Here is a 17,241-nt window from a genome sequence, read left to right on the forward strand (position 1 = left end):
TTCAAAGGTAGCCGAAATCACGTCCGGTGCCTAGATGGCGGCCCCGGCGGCAATCGTTGCCGCGAGCACTTGTACCGGACTGGCTCATGCAGGTCATTATATGCTCTGGGGCCGACCGTGACATTTGACATTCGCACGACTGGCCGATCACAATGTCGCCAGGACTGCGTTCGACAGCCGGCTGCCGTAATTCGCACGCGTGCTCACCTTTTTTTCCAGCGCTTCGATCACCACGGAGGAGAAATCCACGCCGTAGAGCCGCTCAATGTTTTGGAGCCCTCCCGGCGTGAATACGTTGATCTCCAGTATCTTGGAACCAATGATATCGAGGCCGACCAAGAACATGCCATCGGCGACGAGCTTCGGTCTTACGATTTCGGCGACTTCAAGGATCTCTGGCGTGATCTTGACTGCGGCCGCAGTTCCAGCCGCGCTGATGTTCGAGCGGACCTCGCCCTTTGCCGGGACCCTGCGAAATGCCGCATAAGAACCATCCTGTTCCAGCGGCCTGCCGTTCATGAGAAACAATCGAATATCGCCTTCAACGGCATCGGGAAGATAGCCCTGGGCGATCAGGTATCCCTCGCCGCTGACTGCTTCGAATATCTGATTAAGATTGGATTCCTTGCTTGATTTGATCTTGAACACGTGCCGGCCGCCCGATCCTTGAAGCGGCTTGAGGACGACGCCACGCTTCTGGCTGTCGATGAAGGCCCTGATCTCGTCCAGGCTCTTGGAAATAAGAGTAGTCGGCCGTATGATCTCGGGGAAGTCTTGAAAATAGAGCTTGTTCTGCGCCTTCGCCAAGGCGTCGGGATCATTGACGACGATCACGCCGCGCTCGACCGCAAGGCGTCCGAACATTGCCCCGACATGCGCTGCCCAAGGTCGTTCATCGGCGTCCAGGGATGGATCGTTGCGCAAGAAGAGAACATCGACATCCACCACGTCGATCGTTTCAGGCGAGGTTTTCGCATTAAGGTCCGCGATGAATGCTTCGGCGTTCTTGGGTTTGCCAACACCGGGAATGATCGCCCGCATGGAGAGACTGTCATCCGGTCGAAGCACAAAACCATCGGGCGTGACGTAGCAGATGTCATGGCCACGAGCCATTGCCGCAATCGCCAGAGAGGTCGTCGTATAGTACGGAGCCTCGCCCTCGATGGAGTTCACGAAGAACACAATGCGCATCTAGCTTTCCTTTGGTTGGACCATGTCGATGGGCCGCATTCCCTGCCTGGCCCTGTCGAGCCTTTCGCGCCCTTCGCCGGTGGCGAGAAACAGCGGATAGACAGACGGTTGCTTCAGCAACCCGCGTGCTGCAAGCTCCTCCATGACGCCAAAATGAGAAGAGGCGATCTTTCCCATCCAGAAGGGTTCAAGCGCACCGCCGCGCTTGAGGTGATCGAGGAGCTGAAGCAGTCCTCTCAGGTAGATCGCATCTTTGGCCAGACCGCCGCCTCGGTAAACCCGCAGCGCAAGATGGAACGCCCCGAAGTGGGTGAAGTTGTAATCCTCGACCAGACGACAGAACGTATGTTCAAAGGGCACGCCCGCAAGCATGTCGGCGCATGCGACGACGCGGGCAGCAATCAACTTCAGCCGTTCCGCGGTCATACCGCCCGAGAGATACTCGGCGAAAACCGCAAGGCCTTCCTGCATCCCTTCATAGCCAGAAAGGCCAGAGCGAAAGAGCCGCAGGCCTTGCGACGATCCGTTGAAGTAGGTGAGCAGGTGGACGCCGATCTCATGGGAAAGAAGTGGCTCCACGCGCCGTCGATCCATATTGGTCGTCTTTGATATCAGAAGGCGATGATTGGTCACCATCAACCCTGATGGAAGATCATCGCGAAGCTCGATATCGACTTTGAAGTCCGGCCACGCCCGCCGATACAGAGCGATCATCGCCTGCGCGCGTTGCGAAACATAGTTGGCGTCCGCACTTGGCGCCTCGGAAACCCGGTCGTCAAAATCAGCCGGGCCGCCGTTCGAAAGCGTGCCGAGGATGCTTTCGGCTTCGGCAAGGAGAGACGGTTCGACAGGCCCGTATAGCGCTCTTCCGAACTCAATGAAGCTGGCTGCCTGGCGCGACGCGATCAAGGAAAGCTGCAAATCCACTTCGCGCTGCTTTTCCCGATAGATATCGTAGAGAACCGGGTCTTCCATATGATCAAAGGAAACCGAAAAGAGGTGCTGCTTTGCGCTTTCGACCTGGATGGTCAAAGGGCGGTACAGGAAGGCGGGTTCGCCTTTGAAGCTGTTCGACTTGAACTGTTGAAACGCCTGCTGAGCGTTGATGGGGGTAACCGCAAGGAGCACGTCAAAGGCCGACGCAATTTCATCGATGCCCCGGTCAACACGGCTCACCGCATCAACAAAGGCGCGGCGCCCCAAGGATCGATGCGATGTCAGTTTCAAGATGTCACGAGAGCTTATGAATGCGGCACATGCCCGTAGCCCGGCATCGAACAGGGTTGCAATCAGCTGATCCCGAAGCTCTGGGTATATCAGTGCGGACTCGGGCGCGCGGTAAATCGGAGCAAACTCGGCCGATAAGACGGCGCAACCGGGTAAAACAGAAATCTCCTCGTCGATCATCGATGGCGGAGCGCCTCGTTCCTCGACCCTTGGCGTGCGAAACCGAGCCTCGCTCGCCATGACCGCCTGCGAGAATGTCTCCTTGGCTACAACGGCATTCTCGGTTGACCAGACCGAAACCTCGAAGGGCGGCAGATAGGGCGCGTCATCGGTAAGGAACTTGTCGCGCCCGAGCTCTCCACTTCTGACGACCAGGAAAGATCCAAATCGTTCAACCGCGACGGCGCTAAGAGCCTGGATGACAGGCATGACCTGCTTTGGGGTCGATGCGAGAAGATACGAAGCATTTGACTGTGTTACCGACCGGGCAACCTCTTCGGTCTTGCGGGTCTCAACGTAAATGAAGAGGAAGGGCAGCAGTCGATCAATATGAAGTCGCCCGCCTTCCGGCAACTCCTTGCGGATCGGCTTATCATCACGCAGACACTGTGTGATCTCCTCCAGCCAACTCTCCTGAACTGCCGACGTCTGGCGCATCATCGAGGCTGCCCCACAATGCGTTCCAGAAGTGGAACGGCCGCCGTTACCGCGTCGCGAAGCTTGCCGAGGACGGCGTTGTCCGGCTGCCCGGTCCACTCGTCCATGAATATCTTCTTGAACTCGATGGCGATGGCACATCCCGTCTTGGGGAACTGCTCGTGGATAAAGCGGGTTTGCTCTCCCTTGCCCTGGAAGGCGATATTCTCGCTCACGGCCAGCGGCTTGTCTGTGATCCTGAAGGCTCGGAAGTGGTCCATCAACGGATCAACGACATGCGCCCAGCGATCGCGGTCCATCGAGAAAGTACCGATGTTGATATCTGGGGCTTGCTCGGGATCGGTCTGGATGTCGGGACCGGCGCGGCGATGGTTATAGCTGTGGACGTCGAGAAGGACGAACTCCCCGTGGTTTCGCTCGATACTCTTTAGAAAGGAGCCAAGCATTTCATAGTAGTCATCGTAAATTGTCAGGGAGGCCAAGTGCTCGGAGGCGGGAAGGCCATTTTTCCAGACAGTTAGCCCCCAGGCTTGCTCAGGACGGAAGTAGACCGCCTGTTCGCGACTCCGGTTGAGATCGATTTCAAACCGAGAACGATGAAAGACCACCTGGTTCGGCACGCCACTGATCAGGAAGGCTGTGAAGGGGTCTTCCTCACGAAGACGCTCGGACTCGCTCAAAGCACAAAGCGGCAGCAAGTCGTGCCGCATAAGCCGACCGTCATGGATTGCCGTCGCGATGACCGGAGATTGGCTTCTCCTGACGCTCCATAAAGACCCGGTGTCGGGAGATGCGCTGTTGGGAACCTCGATCTGGTTTGTCAGTGATCGACCTTTCTGAACCAAGCCCTGCCCAAAGCTGTCGGGACTGCTTTTCCGCCAGGCGGGCACGCCGGCGCTCCTTCGTTGCCTCTGCCTTTTTGCGATCTGAAAGGGAGTGGATCACAATCACGACCAACGATGGCGGGATGATCCTTCAATGGAGGGACGACCGGTCGATGGTTGCAGGAGGTTTGCGGACACATATTATCTACCGATTGCAGGGCTCTCGCCTCTTAGAGAAGAAGGTAGATCGGCGTTCAACTTGATCAAGGTGGGAGTGCGCGCGAGCCAGAAGCCCAGCATGTTTTCGCAAGAAGAACCTCAAGGCTTAAGTGGACTGAGCAAGGGATGATAGAAATCGGCCTCCCTAGGAACCCATCTTGGAGGCACGCCAATCGACAAAAGCGGCCAAAAGTGCTGCCAGCAACGCGAGTGATGCCGATATCAGCATCATGCCGAGCAGGACATGGGTTGCACCTGACTTCACGAGGAAAAAGCCGGCGACTGAGGCTATGAGTGCTCCGCCAGCGGTTGTCATTGCAGCGGCCAGCCCCGCCGCGGTACCGGCGAGATTGGCGCGCACCGACAGCACACCTGTGTTGGCGGCGGGCATGGTCAGTCCATTGCCGATGCCGATGAGCATGCAAGGCCCAAAGAACGCAAGAACGTGGGATGTCGCCAACATCGATAGGATCAGGCCAACCAACAGCCCCATGCACGTTATGAGCCGACCGACAATGAGGATAGCGCCGAGCGCGTGCTTGGAGGCGTAGCGGCCAGCCAAATAGCTACCCAGGATGAAGCCCGCCGGGACCAATCCCATGTAGAAGCCCAGTTTCGCACTTGAGCCGGCCAGCGTCTGACCGACGGCCAATGGTGCTCCGCCCAGGAAGATGTAAAGCGTCCCTATGGACCAGGCCATACACAGGGTGTAGGCCCAGAACCGCGCCGAACTCAGGAGCTGTCCATAGGCGGCAAGATAGTTTCCATGCGGTCTCTGTGAGCCCGCGGCCGTTTCCCTTAAATCACAAAGGGCCAAAGCGAGCATGGCTGCACCAAGGACCGCAAAGACAACAAAACTCGCCCGCCATCCGAACAACTCGTCCAACGTCCCGCCAAACATCGGACCGAGCATCGGCGCCAGTGCCCATCCCATGGCGGCGTAACCGATTTTGCTCGCGGCTTCGCGCTCGCCCGATGTCTCCTTGATCAGGACGAGGGCGAGGGAAAAACACGCAGCAATGGACGCCTGCATTGCTCGAAACAGAAGGAAAACGCCGATATTGGTCGCCAGTGCACAGCCAAGGGACGCGACAATGAAGGTGGAGACAGCCATTAATACGACCGGCCTGCGCCCATATCGATCGGTCATCGCCCCTGCGATGACCGATGTCAGCGCCGTTACGGTTGCATAGCCCGCAACCGAAAGATTAACGAGCGCGAAATCAGCTTGGAACGTGGCCGCAATGTTCGGAAGCGACGGCAAGATCATGTTCACCGGCAATACCGCAAGCGCCGAAAGCAAGATGAGGGTCGCTAGCCGGGGCGGGGCAGTCATCAGGGTGATGTTCATTTTGCCGGTCACTTGGGTACACGACGTCTGAATGGGATTTTCGCTCGTCATTGTTTTGTCCGTATGGTCAGAAAGGATTGCGGAAGTCTGACGAGGCGCGGCCCAATCTCCGGGCATAAAAAAGGCCCCGTCAGGAGCCTGCTTACCGCGCATGGGTGCTTTCGCCGGATGACTATACCATCCTGCCCATGCGCCCTATCACCACGACGAGAACCATTGCGATCTTCATGACGATACAGCTAGACAGGAAATTGCACGTCGTCAATGCATCATCCTTTCAGTACAGGCAACGCCCGGCCCACGTATGGCGATGATTGCTTGGCTCACGCGCTTACGCCCGCAATAGGGTCCGATTGCAGCCGAAATCGAGAACGCACTTTTGCGAGAGATCACGCTCGACGATGAGGTCGACAAGACGTCGCCAGATTGGGGCGTGCCCATCCGCCATCCTTCCCTCGGCGTCAGGATCGACATACCAGGTGGTGATGGTTTGCGGGACCTTTTGGCTCATGCTTGGTTTCTCCGATGCGATTCATCCGACGCCGTCTCATAAGATGGCGAGCATGATGTGGATAGGTCTTGAAATCGCAGAAAAACTGAGCTTCGTGGATCGAGCCGCCCGCTTGTGAGGCCGCGAGCAGCCTTTTTTTGTCGCAGCGCAAGGTCGGCAATCAGGCGACAAGAAGCCACTTGAGCAGGAACGCGCATCAGCGCCGCACCGGTTGTTTGGGATCTTCTCGTTGTTGATCTCGCGCGCGGTTGGATTTTGCTGACTACCGCATCGACATTAAGTTCGTGATCAGACCTGCTTTGATTAAGAGCACGGGCCGATTGACCTGCGGATGACCTATGTCCCTCAGTTGATCGGGCGTCAAGTCGGCCAGCGCCGTCCGTCTAGCGACGGTCTGCCGCCACTGCTGCAAGGCCGCGATTATGGTTGCTGCGCACTTCAGCCTGGATCCAAACAACTGTGTTTTCGACGCGCTTTTGCCAGCGCGAGTTTCTGTATGAGCCATTTTCTCTCTCCCATTTTGAGGTTTGCAGGTGGGAGCGTGCCACGCGGGTGTTTTCGGGCTGTTCGGCTGTGCGTGAAGAAGGAGCAAAAGTTCGACAAGCAGCCGCTAAATCGATGTTAAATCTATCTGCCGAAATGCTATTCTGCGGCAGCGGTCAAAATCTGGAGACGATCGGTGCGCATCAGGTTGCTAGGTGGCCTCGAAGTTACTTCTGCGGAACACCGGCAAGTCCGCTTCACCACGCGCAAGACTTCGCTCCTTTTTGCTGCCTTGGTCCTTGGAGGCAGCCGCGGCTATCGTCGGGAACAGCTTTCAGAAGCCTTTTGGCCGGGACGAAGCAATGGGCAGGCCCGCAACAGTTTGCGGCAGGCGCTGGTCGACATCAGGCGGTCGTTCCCGGCTGGCAAGGATGCCACCGTCTACATCGAGGGGGACCAGGAGGCCGTCGCGCTGGTTACCGGGCCGGATGACGCGGACATTTCGATCTTCGACCTGAAACTGGAAGACGGCCGGACCACTGATCTCGCGTTTGCTGCGGATCTCTACCGCGGTGAGGTGCTTGCTGGCGACACCATCCCGGACGGATTGGATGAATGGTTCAGACCTCATCAGAGTAAATATCAACGCAAGGCGCAGCAGCTGGTGGAGCGGCTGAGCCTGGCGCTCTCTAGGCCCGGCTCCGCAGAAGAAACAGCCTGCGAAGGGCTCGCGGAGAGGCTGCTTGCTTCGGACCCGACCATGGAGGCAGCCCATCGAGCGTTGATGCGGATCCACGCTCTGAGGGGGCACGACAACGCGGTCTTGCGCCAGTTCGCCACCTGCCGAGCTCTCTTGAAGAAGCATCTGCGCGCGGAGCCCGAGGCACAGACGGCCTTCCTGGCGGCATCGCTGCAATCGCGGGAGGAATCCGAAAATCAGCGGACTGCACCGGTGTCGCAGCTGCAGGCCCTCTCAGTCCCAACGAAACATCACGATCGGGCATCGGTTGCGGTGTTGCCATTTCAGAATCTAAGCGGCGATACAGAGCAGGAATATTTTGCCGACGGCATAGTGGAGGACATCATCATCGCCCTGGCTCACTTCCGTCACCTGTACGTCATCGCGCGGAATTCGAGCTTTACCTACAAGGGTCAAGCCGTAGACATAAAGCAGGTCGGACGCGAATTGGACGTACGCTATGTGGTCGAGGGAAGCGTGCGCCGGACGGGCGGCCGTCTGCGCATTGCCGGGCAACTCATCGACACGTCGACGGGTGCCCATCTGTGGGCAGATCGTTTTGACGGAACTCTGGCGGATGTATTCGATCTTCAAGATCAGGTCGCCTCAAGCATCGTGGGCGCGATAACACCGAAAGTGGAGGAGGCTGAGATCGAGCGCGCCAAACGCAAGCCGACAGAGAGCCTCGACGCTTACGACTACTATCTCCGCGGGCTGGCGGCCTTTGACCGGACGATCACCGTTAGATCCACCATCGACGATGCCTTGGGGCTGTTCATGAAGGCGATCGACCGTGACCCTGAGTTTGCTATGGCCCATGCTCGGGCGGCGCGATGTTACGCGACCCGAAAGAGCAACGGCTGGATGATCGACCGTGCGCAAGAGATCGCCGAAGCTACCCGACTGGCCAGGAGGGCGGTCGAGCTCGGAAGGGACGATGCGATTGCGCTTTCCTACGGCGGATACGTCCTCGGCTACGTTGGTGGCGACCTCGATGACAGTGCGGCTTGCATCGATCGCGCGCTTGCTCTCAACCCGAATCTGGCCGCTGCGTTGGGCGTCAGCAGCTGGGTGAAAGCTTGCTTGGGCGAGCCGGACAAGGCCGTCGAACACGCCGCGCTTGCCATGCGCCTGAGCCCATTTGATCCGCGCCTGTTTGCTTGGCAGTTCAACACCGGGCTCGCTCATTTTTGTGCTGGCCGCTACGATGACGCCGTCGCCTGGGCGTGGAAGTCGTTGCGCCACCAGCCGAACTACCCGAGCGCGATGCGTGTCGTGGCGGCCGGTCATGCCCTGGCGGGGCGGTTTGCGGAAGCCAAGGAAATGATCGCTCGCCTATGCGACTGCGACCCTGCGCTGCGCCTTTCAAATCTTGCCGATATACTCCCACCGTTCCGGCGACCGGACGATCGTACTCGGTATATAGAGGCTCTTCGGAAAGCGGGACTGCCGGAGTAACGCCGATCCGCGCAAAGCTGGGTCGGACGTAAAAGGCGCGGCGCTTTCGGGCTCCATCCTCGAAGACGCGAGCGTCTGCCAGCCAAGGTCGCGGTTGAGAACACAGGGCAAGGTCAGTGAAGGACGAGCTCGTCCGCACCGATCCTTATGATGGAGTCGTTTTGCAGCCCGGGAACACCCACTCTTTAAGCTGAATGCTCCGCCCACCTCTCCTTTAGCAGACGGCGACAACCTATATCAGCAGTGAGTTCACTTTGCAGTATTCGTGCCTCGACAGGAGACATGTATGAACCAGAACCCATATGAGCTTTTGGGCGTGAAGCCGGATGCGGACCAAAAGGAAATTCAAAGCGCTTTCCGCAAGCTCGCCAAGAAGTTCCATCCCGACCTCAATCCGGGTGACAAGAGCGCCGAGACGCGGTTCAAGGATATTTCCGCTGCCTACGAACTTCTGAGCGATGAGGACAAGCGTGCCCGCTTCGATCGCGGCGAGATCGATATGACGGGCGCCGAGCAGGCGCGGCGCAACTATTATCGCGACTACGCCTCGGCGAGCGGTCCTGGCGGCCCCTACCATAATAACTCCGGCTTCGCCGATTTCGGCGACGCCGACGATCCTTTTGCCAGTTTCTTTTCGCGCCGCAGAGGTGGCGCGCAATTCCGCGCCAAGGGCATGGATCGGCAGTTCTCGATGGAGGTCGACTTCCTCGATGCGGTCAATGGCGCCAAAAAGCAGGTCAGACTGCCCGATGGCCCGCCCCTCGACGTGCAGATTCCGGCAGGCACCCGAGACGGACAGATGTTGCGACTGCGCGGCAAGGGCGAGCCGGGAATTGGCGGCGGACCGGCGGGCGATGCGCTGATCGATATCCGCGTTCGTCCGCATCGTTTTTTCACCCGTGATGGTGACGATATTCGCCTGGAACTGCCGGTCTCCCTCAGCGAAGCCGTCCTCGGCGGCAAGGTCCGCGTGCCGACACCCTCGGGTCCCGTCCATCTGACGCTGCCGCCGCATTCGAATACAGGCAAGGTGCTGCGCCTAAAGGGCAAAGGCGTTGTAAGGCGCGGCGGTGAACAAGGCGATGTCTATGTCACTCTCAAGATCGTCCTGCCCGACAAGCCGGATGACCGGTTGACCGCGTTCGTCAAGGATTGGGCCGAAACGAGCGCGCAGGATCCAAGAAGGAGCATGGAGGTCTGAGCATGGATGATGTTGAATTCCGGCGGTTCCTGAGGATCGACGTCACCGAGTTGAATTTTTGGATCGAGGAGGGATGGCTGGTGCCTGATGCCGTGGAGGAACGGCTGCAGTTCCACGACAGCGACATCGCCCGCGCGCAATTGATCCTCGATCTTAGCCGGAAGATGGGACTTAACGAGGCTGGCGTCGATGTCGTTATGGACCTGGTAGACCAGCTTCACGGGCTGCGCGGAACCATGCGCCGGCTATTGACCGCGATTAGTCAACAGGAGCAGGAGGTGCAGCAACGGCTGCTGAGCGCTCTCGCCGATCTCGAACGCTATCGCGACTAGGCCTTTGCCGCAACAGCACGGTCATGTCGGCCTCCGTTCGTTCCACGCTTGGGCTCGAAGGCAATTTCAAGCTCGCCGAAGAGATGGCAGCCGGTGGCACTGATCCCGGTGAGGACAGGCATATTGGCGCGAACCCGGGCCTTCCAGAGCGTCTTTCGGGATTTGGTCTGATTGGTTCTGCACTCTGAAAAAAGCGACGCTGCCTGAAAGACAACCCGCGGTCGGCAGTTCAGACGTTCGCCCTTCGCAGATCGTTCGGTGCTGCTGCGCCAGTGAGAAGTTACAGCGCCGATTACGTCTTCAGAACCAGACGTCGGCGACCGTGCGTCCATCAAGCGGCAGGTCGTGAAAGCTGTGGAGGCCGTCAAAGCGGCGCAGTGGAACTTCCGACACCTGCTGCGGATCGGCGAGGCGAAGATTGACAGCTATTCTTGTTCGGCCGTCGTCGTTTGGCCTCAAGCTGCGCCAGCTGATGAGGTTGCCGCAGAGTTTGCAGAAATTGAATGAGATCCTGCGAGACCCGCAAATATACGCTGCCATAGCAATGCCTGGGTCTTCCACGGCGATTTCGTGACCATCGTATCCGTAGGTCCAGAGCACTCCATAGCGGCGGCAGACCGTGCAATTGCAGATCGTGGCATCGGGTATGTCTCCTCGATACTCCCAACGCACAGCGCCGCAATGACAAGTGCCACGCGTTATCTTAGGTGCGAATCGTACCGGCCGTCCCATGGCGCGTTTCCATCTGCATCCGTACCTATTCGCCCGCCAGCTGATCGTGACGCTGGCGCGGGAGAACCGCCTTAGCGCGTCTTGGGGTTCCAAGCTGAACAGCGCGCCGGAGTCTTTGCTCGGCTCGGCGAAACCCGAGTGCTTCATATCATTGCAACCCAGAGGAGCGCAAGCCTTGTGCCTGCGCCGTCCATAGCACACGAGGCCATGGCCCAAATGCGGCCATATGCGGTGAAACGGTGGCCCGAACGGCGATCGCAAGCGTTGTCACGCAAGCTTGCTGAGCGTGAAACTCAAATTGCAGCAGCATGTAAGTTGAAAACCATCGCCGACCCGCCGAAGCACTCAGACACAATGTGAGAGTCGATACCAAAGACAGGAAGAAGTGGCCCTGCGTGGTCGGTCCATACGAATACGTCGAGGCGATCTGCCCCGGCGAAGCGCATCACATCATTCCGGACATGGTTTACCGCGTAGGCAAAGCCCCCTCAACGGAAGCAGAGCGAAACTCGACCACCGGGCGCATTCCCAACGCGCCTACCTATAACCAGGGCCAGGCGATCTGCCTGTCTCCGGGGATGCACCGAACGGATGACGATGCGGTACACAAGTCGCTCAATCCCGCTCTTGCAGTACTCGGCAGCCGGCATGTTCCCCCGCGCCTTGACGAGACAGGGATCCTTCGTGTGCTCGACGCTTTGAAAGGACCGCATCATGTTCGAGTACGTCCTTGAACATGATTGAGGTCGAAAAGGCCGTGTCCTCCATCGAAGGTCAGTCATCGTTTCTCAAGCCGAACGAGGCTCTCATGCGGCTGACCACAGCATTTACAGCTTTTTTCTTTGTCGTCATTTCAACCGCATCCGTTTTCGCAGGTGAAGCCGGCCTGCAGGATATCCGCATCTTCTCGCATGAACGCGGCAGCGCACTTGCGGTGACGATCTGGTATCCATCGAAGGGCGATGGCGAACCGGCACTGGTCGGCGAGAACAGGATTTTTGAAGGCACGCCTGCCTCAAAGAGCGCCTCCATCAGAACGGGCCGTTTTCCGTTGGTGATGCTCTCGCATGGCTCCGGTTCGCGGGTGGAAGGCATGGCCTGGATCGCCAGGGTGCTGGCCGAGGCGGGGTTCATCGTGGCCGGCCCCAACCATCCCGGCACGACGAGCGGCGATTCCACGCCGGCTGCCACCCCGAAAATCTGGGAACGCACCGAGGATATTTCGACCATCATCACGGCACTCGTCAGCGATTCCCGATGGCAGGCGTCGATTAACAAGGACCGCATCGGCATTCTCGGTTTTTCCCTCGGCGGCAGCACGGCAATGGAGCTTGCCGGCGCTCGCGCCGATCTCGATGCTTATGTGCGCTATTGCGACGACTATCCTGCCATGATGGATTGCCGCTGGTTCGAAGGCGGGCGCGGCTTCGTCAACAACAAGCAGGTCATGGTCGAAAAATTCGATCTGCGTAGCATCGACCGGGCGCGCTTCGAACAATCGAACCGCGATCCGCGCATCGCCTCTGCGGTGCTGGTCGATCCCGGCCTTCCGACGGTCTTCAGTCCTGAAAGCGTGAAAAGCATTGATATCCCGCTGACCTTCATCAATCTCGGCAGCATCGGCAAAATCCCGGTTGCGGTGCTTTCTGATCGCTTGGCGAAACAGGTCCCGAATGCCGCTTATGCGCAGGTCGACGATTCCGACCATTTCAGTTTTCTGCCCATTTGCAAGCAAGGCGCGGCGAATTTCCTGAAGTCGGTAGGCGATCCCGATCGCATTTGCGAACAGGGTGCAAGAAGATCGCGGGCCGATATTCACGAAGAGCTCGCCATCCTTATAAGGCAGGCCTTTGAACGGCACGCTGCTCAGCTCGATGCGAAAACCCGCGGTAGGAGAAAATAGATCCAATGGCATTGAATGGTAGCGCGGCGAGCACAGGCGCCAACATCTGTCGCATGGCAACTTGGAGCTCGGCGCTACCAATCACGCTCGAAGGGCACCTTCGTGACCAAGCCAGATCTTTAAGCAATGTTCAGATCGGCGATTTCGCCGTGCCTTGCAAGCAAGCGGGGCGACGTCATGTCGCCGGTCTCGTCGTCGACCATCACGGCATAGGCAGCGACCCCGACGAAGCGAGCAGCCATCGAGGCAGCAATCTTCTCAGCCGATGGACCGTTTGAAGCCTGGCGCATCTCCCCCGGCACGAGATTTCCGCGGTTCTTCTTGTAGGGCAGGACGATGAACTTCTCGGCGATTGACATGGCTTTGCCTTTCATTTTGTTCTTTAAATGTTCTTATTGGGGAAGCGAGTCAAGCGATTCATTTGCCGTCTGACCGGAGCGAGCCAAACATTCCGCCAAGCGCTCGCGGCTCCAGAGGTCGAGCGCGACACCGGGCTCCTTCTTTTCGGCGTGAGCGCAGCGCACAGCCAAGATCGCCGTTGCCCCATCAGCGTAGTTCAGGCGAAGCCCGCCGCATAGTTTTTGTCTTGACTGTTCAACCCTCGCTAATCGTAACCGGCCTTGATTGCCGACAACGCAACGAAGGCGACGCAAACCTCGCTCGATAGGCCTGCGATGATCAGCTTCTTGCGGCCGGACACGCTGCTCAACGAGCCTTCGCTACCTGGTGACCGTTTGAAAACATTTCAGGACAACTCCGCGGGCGTTCGCGCGCGGGCTGCCACCGACAGAGCTGCGCGCGCCGTGTCTTCATCGCAGACGAGGACAGTTCCAAGCCCCGACAAGAGGACCGCGGCAATGGCCTCGACTTTGTTGATCCCGCCTGAGGCGAAGACGACGTTCGGGATCTTGCGTAACGCTTCCAGCGGCGGCGCGATTGCCCGTAGATTGAGCGGGTGGTCGATGGGAGTTCCGTTCCTGTCAATGAATTGCGCCAGAACATCGCCGCAAGCGCCGGTTGCGACAAGCTCGTCGATCGTGACGTCCTGCGGCAGCCCGTAGCGCATCAGAAGCGATCGCTCGGTCATATCGCCGATACTGAGCACGACAAGATCGTTTGAGGCAATCTGCCGGAAAGCCGCCTGGAATACGTCCTGCGTTACGATTGCCGTTTTGGATTCCGGACTGCCAGCATAAATGGGAGCCGCAAGATAGGCGCACTCCGCATTCAAATGGCGGGCGAGATCGCTTGCGATGTCGAATGTGTTGATCTCGATGCCATGCGTCAGTCCGCCCATCACCGAATTCACGCAAATGTCGGGCCGGCGCATGGATGGCATATGACGTACCATTTCGCGCAGCGTGGCTCCCCAGCCGACGCCAATACCCGACAGCTTGCCGTTGCTGAGCAGCTGGGCGATGTAGTCCGCCGTCGCTTGGCCGAGCAGAACAGGTATGAGATCGGGATCTGAAGGTGTTGGCACGATGATCGCCCGGCTCAGCGAGAACTCCGCGACCAGCGTCTGCTCAAGCTCGATACAGGACGTAAGCTTGGAATTCAAGGTAATCGTCACAAGGCCGGATCGGCGGGCTTCGGCGATGATTTTGTTGACACGAAGCCGGTTGGTCGAAAGCGCGTCGGCAATCTCGCCCTGCGTACGGCCTTCCATGAAGTAGAGCCATACCACACGAACCTGCATCTGCTCGTCGGGAAGTGCAACTGGCGCGCCGGCCGTCTTTGCCTGTGTCATGGGACCGCTCTTACAACCTCTGCTTTCGCCGCTATGGGCACCAGATCGGCCGCGTTTGTCAATTGCCGTGGTCCGGTGGTTTTTCGCATGCATTTTTGCTAGTTGACCCGCCGGCCCGTCGCGCTGTTGAAGAGGTGAAGACTGTCTGCCAGGGCAAAGCATGAGACCGTCGCACCGTCCGAAAGTCTCTGGTCGCCCGCAATGCTTGCCACAATCAGTTCGTTCTTCGCATCGTTAAGGCGCAGATGGACATGGTTTTCGTCGCCCACGGTTTCGATGAGCTCCACTTTGCCCTTGAAACGAAGGGCAGGCGAGGTGGTCTCGCCGAGCCTGATGGCATTTGGACGAACGCCGATCATATCGGCGTCCTCAGACATAGTTAGTTCTTCCGCCGCAATGGTGCCGTTCGTTTTAAGATCAACGAAGTTCATGGGCGGCGATCCGATGAAGCCAGCGACGAAGATCGTTTCCGGGCGCTGATAGACTTCGACCGGGGTGCCGATCTGTTCAATCCGTCCGCCATTCATGACAACAAGACGATCAGCAAGTGTCATGGCTTCCAGCTGGTCATGCGTCACGTAAAGGCTTGTCGTCTTCAGCCGCCGCTGCAGGCGCCGGATTTCCACCCGCATCTGGACGCGCAGTTTGGCGTCGAGGTTCGAAAGCGGCTCGTCAAAGAGGAAAGCGGCGGGATTGCGAACGATTGCCCGGCCCATTGCGACGCGCTGGCGCTGCCCGCCAGACAGCTGCCGTGGACGGCGCTCGAGGAATGGGCCGATTTCCAGAATGGCTGCGGTTTCGGCAATCCGCCGGTCGATTTCGGCGCGCGCGACACGGCGATTTTTCAGTCCATATTCGAGGTTCTGACGAACCGTCATATGCGGGTAAAGCGCGTAGTTCTGGAACACCATCGCGATATCGCGCTTTGCGGGCTCGACGTTGCTCACATCGGCTCCCGCAATATGCAGATGCCCTGAACTGATGCTCTCAAGGCCGGCAATCATTCTTAGAAGCGTCGACTTGCCACAGCCCGAGGGCCCGACAAGCACGATCATTTCGCCGTCGGCGACGGTCAGGTTGATGCCCTTCACCGCTGGGACCTGACCGTAATTCTTCTTCAGATCGATGAGTTCTATGGCTGCCATTCGTTCCTCCCGTGCGCCCGTCATACATTTGTAACACGCTATTGACATTTGTAACAAGTCGCCCCTAACCTGTTTTCATCGCCACCTTGGGAGGGGTCAGCCGCAGCGGCAAAGCCGACGCACAAACAGCAGGCGATGGAGAGGAAAACGAGATGACAGACAAGGCTTCAGGAAACCGACAGTTCGCGCGGATCTTCAAGAGCGTTGCGGCTGGCGCCGCCGCACTCGTCTTAAGCTTACACATCGCAGGGAATGCGCTCGCCGCAGACCGGGTCAAGGTCGAATGGTGGAATGCCGCAAACGGCCGGCTTGCCGAGATTACCAAGCAGCTGATTTCCGATTTCAACGCTTCGCAGGACAAGTATGAGATCGTCGGTGTCAGCAAGGGCAACTATGAGGAAACGATGGCTGCAATGGTTGCGGCCTATCGCGTTGGCCAACAGCCTGTTTTGATTCAGGCTGCCGAACGCGGCTTCCTGACCATGTACCGGTCCGGCGCGATCATTCCGGTTCCTGAACTCATGGAGCGGGAAGGCTACAAAATCAACTGGAACGATTTTGTCGGACCCGTTGCGGGCTTTTATCTCATCGACGGCAAGCCGGCCGCGATGCCGTTCAACAGCTCGACTCCAATCTTCTGGTACAATGCCGAACAGTTCAAGGCGGCCGGCTTCGAAAAGCCTGGTGAAACCTGGCAGGAAGTCGAAAAGCAGCTTTATGCGATCAAGGAAAAACGCATCTCGAAATGCCAGATGGCGCTCGCCAACGACTTCTACTGGAGCCTGATCGAGAATTATGCGGCCATACAGGACCAGCCTTATGGCACCAAAGGCAATGGTTTTGGGGGGCTGGATACCGAGTTCGTCTTCAACAAGAGCCCGCTGATCGTCGGTCAGGTGGAGCGTTTGAAAAAATGGATGGATGACGGCGTCTTGCAGATCGCCGGCCAGGGGCTTTCTCCCGATCAGCTTTTCATCTCGGGCACCTGCTCGACCTATGTCGCCTCGACGGCCGCCCATGCTGCTGTGGAGACGGGCGCAAAGTTCAAATGGAGCGCGTCCTTCCTGCCGCACGAGGAGGGCATCGAACCGAAGAACAGCACGATCGGCGGCGGTGCGCTGTGGGTACTCAAGGGGAAATCCGAGGACGAATACAAGGGCGCGGCCGCCTTTTTGAATTTCGTCGCTTCGCCGAAGACACAGGTCTGGTGGAGCAAGCAGACGGGATATGTGCCGGTCACCAACGCAGCCTACGAGCAGGCCAAGGCGGAAGGTTACTACAAGGAGCATCCCACGCGCGAGATCGCCATCCTGCAGCTTTCCCGCGGTACGCCGGACGATAATTCCCGCGGCTTCCGTTTTGGCAACCACAATCAGTCGATGGCGCTTCTTGTCGAAGAGATCCAAGGGGTCTGGACCGGTCAGAAGACCCCCCAACAGGCGCTTGATTCGGCGGCTGCCCGCGGAAACCAGATCCTTCGCCAATATGAGCAGCTCCATGCGGGGAAATAGCCCAGTG

17 protein-coding genes and 1 pseudogene are annotated in these 17,241 nt (G+C 58.5%); 7 read left to right on the plus strand and 11 right to left on the minus strand.

Translation table 11 applies throughout. From position 1 onward, the window contains the following. Nucleotides 1–147: 147 nt before the first annotated feature. From BLP23_RS24705 to BLP23_RS35155, 6 genes and pseudogenes are all read right to left on the minus strand, one after another. Entirely contained in the window at nt 148–1,191 is a 1,044-nt protein-coding gene (locus tag BLP23_RS24705) for a glutathione synthase (protein ID WP_092587386.1), read from the minus strand. Beyond that, nucleotides 1,192–3,078: a flavohemoglobin expression-modulating QEGLA motif protein gene (locus tag BLP23_RS24710; RefSeq protein WP_092587387.1), complete on the minus strand. Its 1,887-nt coding sequence runs from the start codon at nt 3,076–3,078 to the stop codon at nt 1,192–1,194. Then, entirely contained in the window at nt 3,075–3,965 is an 891-nt protein-coding gene (locus BLP23_RS24715) for an N-formylglutamate amidohydrolase (RefSeq protein ID WP_233426804.1), read from the minus strand. Before BLP23_RS24715 ends, BLP23_RS24710 begins: the two co-directional genes overlap by 4 nt. A 298-nt stretch (nt 3,966–4,263) precedes the next feature. After that, on the minus strand, nt 4,264–5,520 hold the full coding sequence (locus tag BLP23_RS24720) for an MFS transporter (RefSeq protein ID WP_092587559.1): 1,257 nt from the start codon (nt 5,518–5,520) through the stop codon (nt 4,264–4,266). A gap of 298 nt (nt 5,521–5,818) precedes the next feature. Further along, nucleotides 5,819–5,980: pseudogene (locus BLP23_RS24725) on the minus strand (class I SAM-dependent methyltransferase); the annotation flags it as partial. A 262-nt stretch (nt 5,981–6,242) separates the two neighbouring features. Beyond that, complete coding sequence (locus BLP23_RS35155) at nt 6,243–6,485, minus strand: YjiS-like domain-containing protein (RefSeq protein ID WP_092587388.1); 243 nt, start codon at nt 6,483–6,485, stop codon at nt 6,243–6,245. A 174-nt stretch (nt 6,486–6,659) separates the two neighbouring features. On the opposite strand from BLP23_RS35155, the gene BLP23_RS24735 reads away from it, so the two are divergent. The 4 genes from BLP23_RS24735 to BLP23_RS33840 all read left to right on the plus strand — a co-directional run bounded on the left by BLP23_RS24735 (nt 6,660) and on the right by BLP23_RS33840 (nt 10,381). Beyond that, nucleotides 6,660–8,660, plus strand: a complete 2,001-nt coding sequence (locus BLP23_RS24735) for a BTAD domain-containing putative transcriptional regulator (protein WP_092587389.1) — start codon at nt 6,660–6,662, stop codon at nt 8,658–8,660. 286 nt (nt 8,661–8,946) lie between these two features. Further along, complete coding sequence (locus BLP23_RS24740; RefSeq protein WP_092587390.1) at nt 8,947–9,861, plus strand: DnaJ C-terminal domain-containing protein; 915 nt, start codon at nt 8,947–8,949, stop codon at nt 9,859–9,861. Nucleotides 9,862–9,863: 2 nt separating this feature from the next. Further along, complete coding sequence (locus tag BLP23_RS24745; protein WP_092587391.1) at nt 9,864–10,193, plus strand: chaperone modulator CbpM; 330 nt, start codon at nt 9,864–9,866, stop codon at nt 10,191–10,193. 23 nt (nt 10,194–10,216) lie between these two features. Continuing rightward, nucleotides 10,217–10,381 carry a hypothetical protein gene (locus BLP23_RS33840; protein ID WP_167363969.1) on the plus strand — a complete coding sequence of 55 codons (165 nt, stop codon included), beginning with the start codon at nt 10,217–10,219 and terminating at the stop codon, nt 10,379–10,381. A 112-nt stretch (nt 10,382–10,493) separates the two neighbouring features. On the opposite strand, the gene BLP23_RS35470 is transcribed toward BLP23_RS33840, so the two are convergent. Beyond that, the gene (locus BLP23_RS35470; RefSeq protein WP_456114797.1) at nt 10,494–11,072 is read right to left on the minus strand and encodes a GFA family protein; all 579 of its coding nucleotides are present in this window, start codon (nt 11,070–11,072) and stop codon (nt 10,494–10,496) included. 248 nt (nt 11,073–11,320) lie between these two features. Here BLP23_RS35470 and BLP23_RS24755 point away from each other — a divergent pair, with 248 nt between their 5' ends. Both BLP23_RS24755 and BLP23_RS24760 read left to right on the plus strand, forming a co-directional pair. Then, nucleotides 11,321–11,659 carry a hypothetical protein gene (locus BLP23_RS24755; protein ID WP_092587393.1) on the plus strand — a complete coding sequence of 113 codons (339 nt, stop codon included), beginning with the start codon at nt 11,321–11,323 and terminating at the stop codon, nt 11,657–11,659. Nucleotides 11,660–11,733: 74 nt separating this feature from the next. Continuing rightward, nucleotides 11,734–12,828 (plus strand): alpha/beta hydrolase family protein, encoded by a 1,095-nt coding sequence (locus tag BLP23_RS24760; RefSeq protein WP_092587560.1) that lies wholly within the window; start codon nt 11,734–11,736, stop codon nt 12,826–12,828. A gap of 119 nt (nt 12,829–12,947) precedes the next feature. On the opposite strand, the gene BLP23_RS24765 is transcribed toward BLP23_RS24760, so the two are convergent. From BLP23_RS24765 to BLP23_RS24775, 4 genes are all read right to left on the minus strand, one after another. Then, nucleotides 12,948–13,187 (minus strand): hypothetical protein, encoded by a 240-nt coding sequence (locus BLP23_RS24765; protein ID WP_092587561.1) that lies wholly within the window; start codon nt 13,185–13,187, stop codon nt 12,948–12,950. 245 nt (nt 13,188–13,432) lie between these two features. Then, nucleotides 13,433–13,537 carry an isochorismatase family protein gene (locus BLP23_RS33330; protein ID WP_139187107.1) on the minus strand — a complete coding sequence of 35 codons (105 nt, stop codon included), beginning with the start codon at nt 13,535–13,537 and terminating at the stop codon, nt 13,433–13,435. Nucleotides 13,538–13,573: 36 nt separating this feature from the next. Next, complete coding sequence (locus tag BLP23_RS24770) at nt 13,574–14,578, minus strand: sugar-binding transcriptional regulator (RefSeq protein WP_092587394.1); 1,005 nt, start codon at nt 14,576–14,578, stop codon at nt 13,574–13,576. A 98-nt stretch (nt 14,579–14,676) separates the two neighbouring features. Next, the gene (locus BLP23_RS24775; RefSeq protein ID WP_092587395.1) at nt 14,677–15,723 is read right to left on the minus strand and encodes a sn-glycerol-3-phosphate import ATP-binding protein UgpC; all 1,047 of its coding nucleotides are present in this window, start codon (nt 15,721–15,723) and stop codon (nt 14,677–14,679) included. A gap of 152 nt (nt 15,724–15,875) precedes the next feature. On the opposite strand from BLP23_RS24775, the gene BLP23_RS24780 reads away from it, so the two are divergent. Then, nucleotides 15,876–17,234, plus strand: coding sequence for an extracellular solute-binding protein (locus tag BLP23_RS24780; protein ID WP_092587396.1), 1,359 nt, complete (start codon nt 15,876–15,878; stop codon nt 17,232–17,234). Nucleotides 17,235–17,241: the final 7 nt, after the last annotated feature.

The sequence above is a fragment of the Rhizobium mongolense subsp. loessense genome, assembly GCF_900099775.1.
GTDB classification, from domain to species: domain Bacteria; phylum Pseudomonadota; class Alphaproteobacteria; order Rhizobiales; family Rhizobiaceae; genus Rhizobium; species Rhizobium loessense.

Bases quoted from the DNA above. Each gene is read 5' to 3' on its own strand.
- BLP23_RS24770 (WP_092587394.1), bottom strand. From the start codon at position 14,578: ATGACACAGGCAAAGACGGCCGGCGCGCCAGTTGCACTTCCCGACGAG.
- BLP23_RS24710 (WP_092587387.1), bottom strand. From the start codon at position 3,078: ATGATGCGCCAGACGTCGGCAGTTCAGGAGAGTTGGCTGGAGGAGATC.
- BLP23_RS24740 (WP_092587390.1), top strand. From the start codon at position 8,947: ATGAACCAGAACCCATATGAGCTTTTGGGCGTGAAGCCGGATGCGGAC.
- BLP23_RS24765 (WP_092587561.1), bottom strand. From the start codon at position 13,187: ATGTCAATCGCCGAGAAGTTCATCGTCCTGCCCTACAAGAAGAACCGC.
- BLP23_RS24720 (WP_092587559.1), bottom strand. From the start codon at position 5,520: ATGACGAGCGAAAATCCCATTCAGACGTCGTGTACCCAAGTGACCGGC.
- BLP23_RS35155 (WP_092587388.1), bottom strand. From the start codon at position 6,485: ATGGCTCATACAGAAACTCGCGCTGGCAAAAGCGCGTCGAAAACACAG.
- BLP23_RS24705 (WP_092587386.1), bottom strand. From the start codon at position 1,191: ATGCGCATTGTGTTCTTCGTGAACTCCATCGAGGGCGAGGCTCCGTAC.
- BLP23_RS35470 (WP_456114797.1), bottom strand. From the start codon at position 11,072: ATGAAGCACTCGGGTTTCGCCGAGCCGAGCAAAGACTCCGGCGCGCTG.
- BLP23_RS24760 (WP_092587560.1), top strand. From the start codon at position 11,734: ATGCGGCTGACCACAGCATTTACAGCTTTTTTCTTTGTCGTCATTTCA.
- BLP23_RS24745 (WP_092587391.1), top strand. From the start codon at position 9,864: ATGGATGATGTTGAATTCCGGCGGTTCCTGAGGATCGACGTCACCGAG.
- BLP23_RS33840 (WP_167363969.1), top strand. From the start codon at position 10,217: ATGTCGGCCTCCGTTCGTTCCACGCTTGGGCTCGAAGGCAATTTCAAG.
- BLP23_RS24780 (WP_092587396.1), top strand. From the start codon at position 15,876: ATGACAGACAAGGCTTCAGGAAACCGACAGTTCGCGCGGATCTTCAAG.
- BLP23_RS24775 (WP_092587395.1), bottom strand. From the start codon at position 15,723: ATGGCAGCCATAGAACTCATCGATCTGAAGAAGAATTACGGTCAGGTC.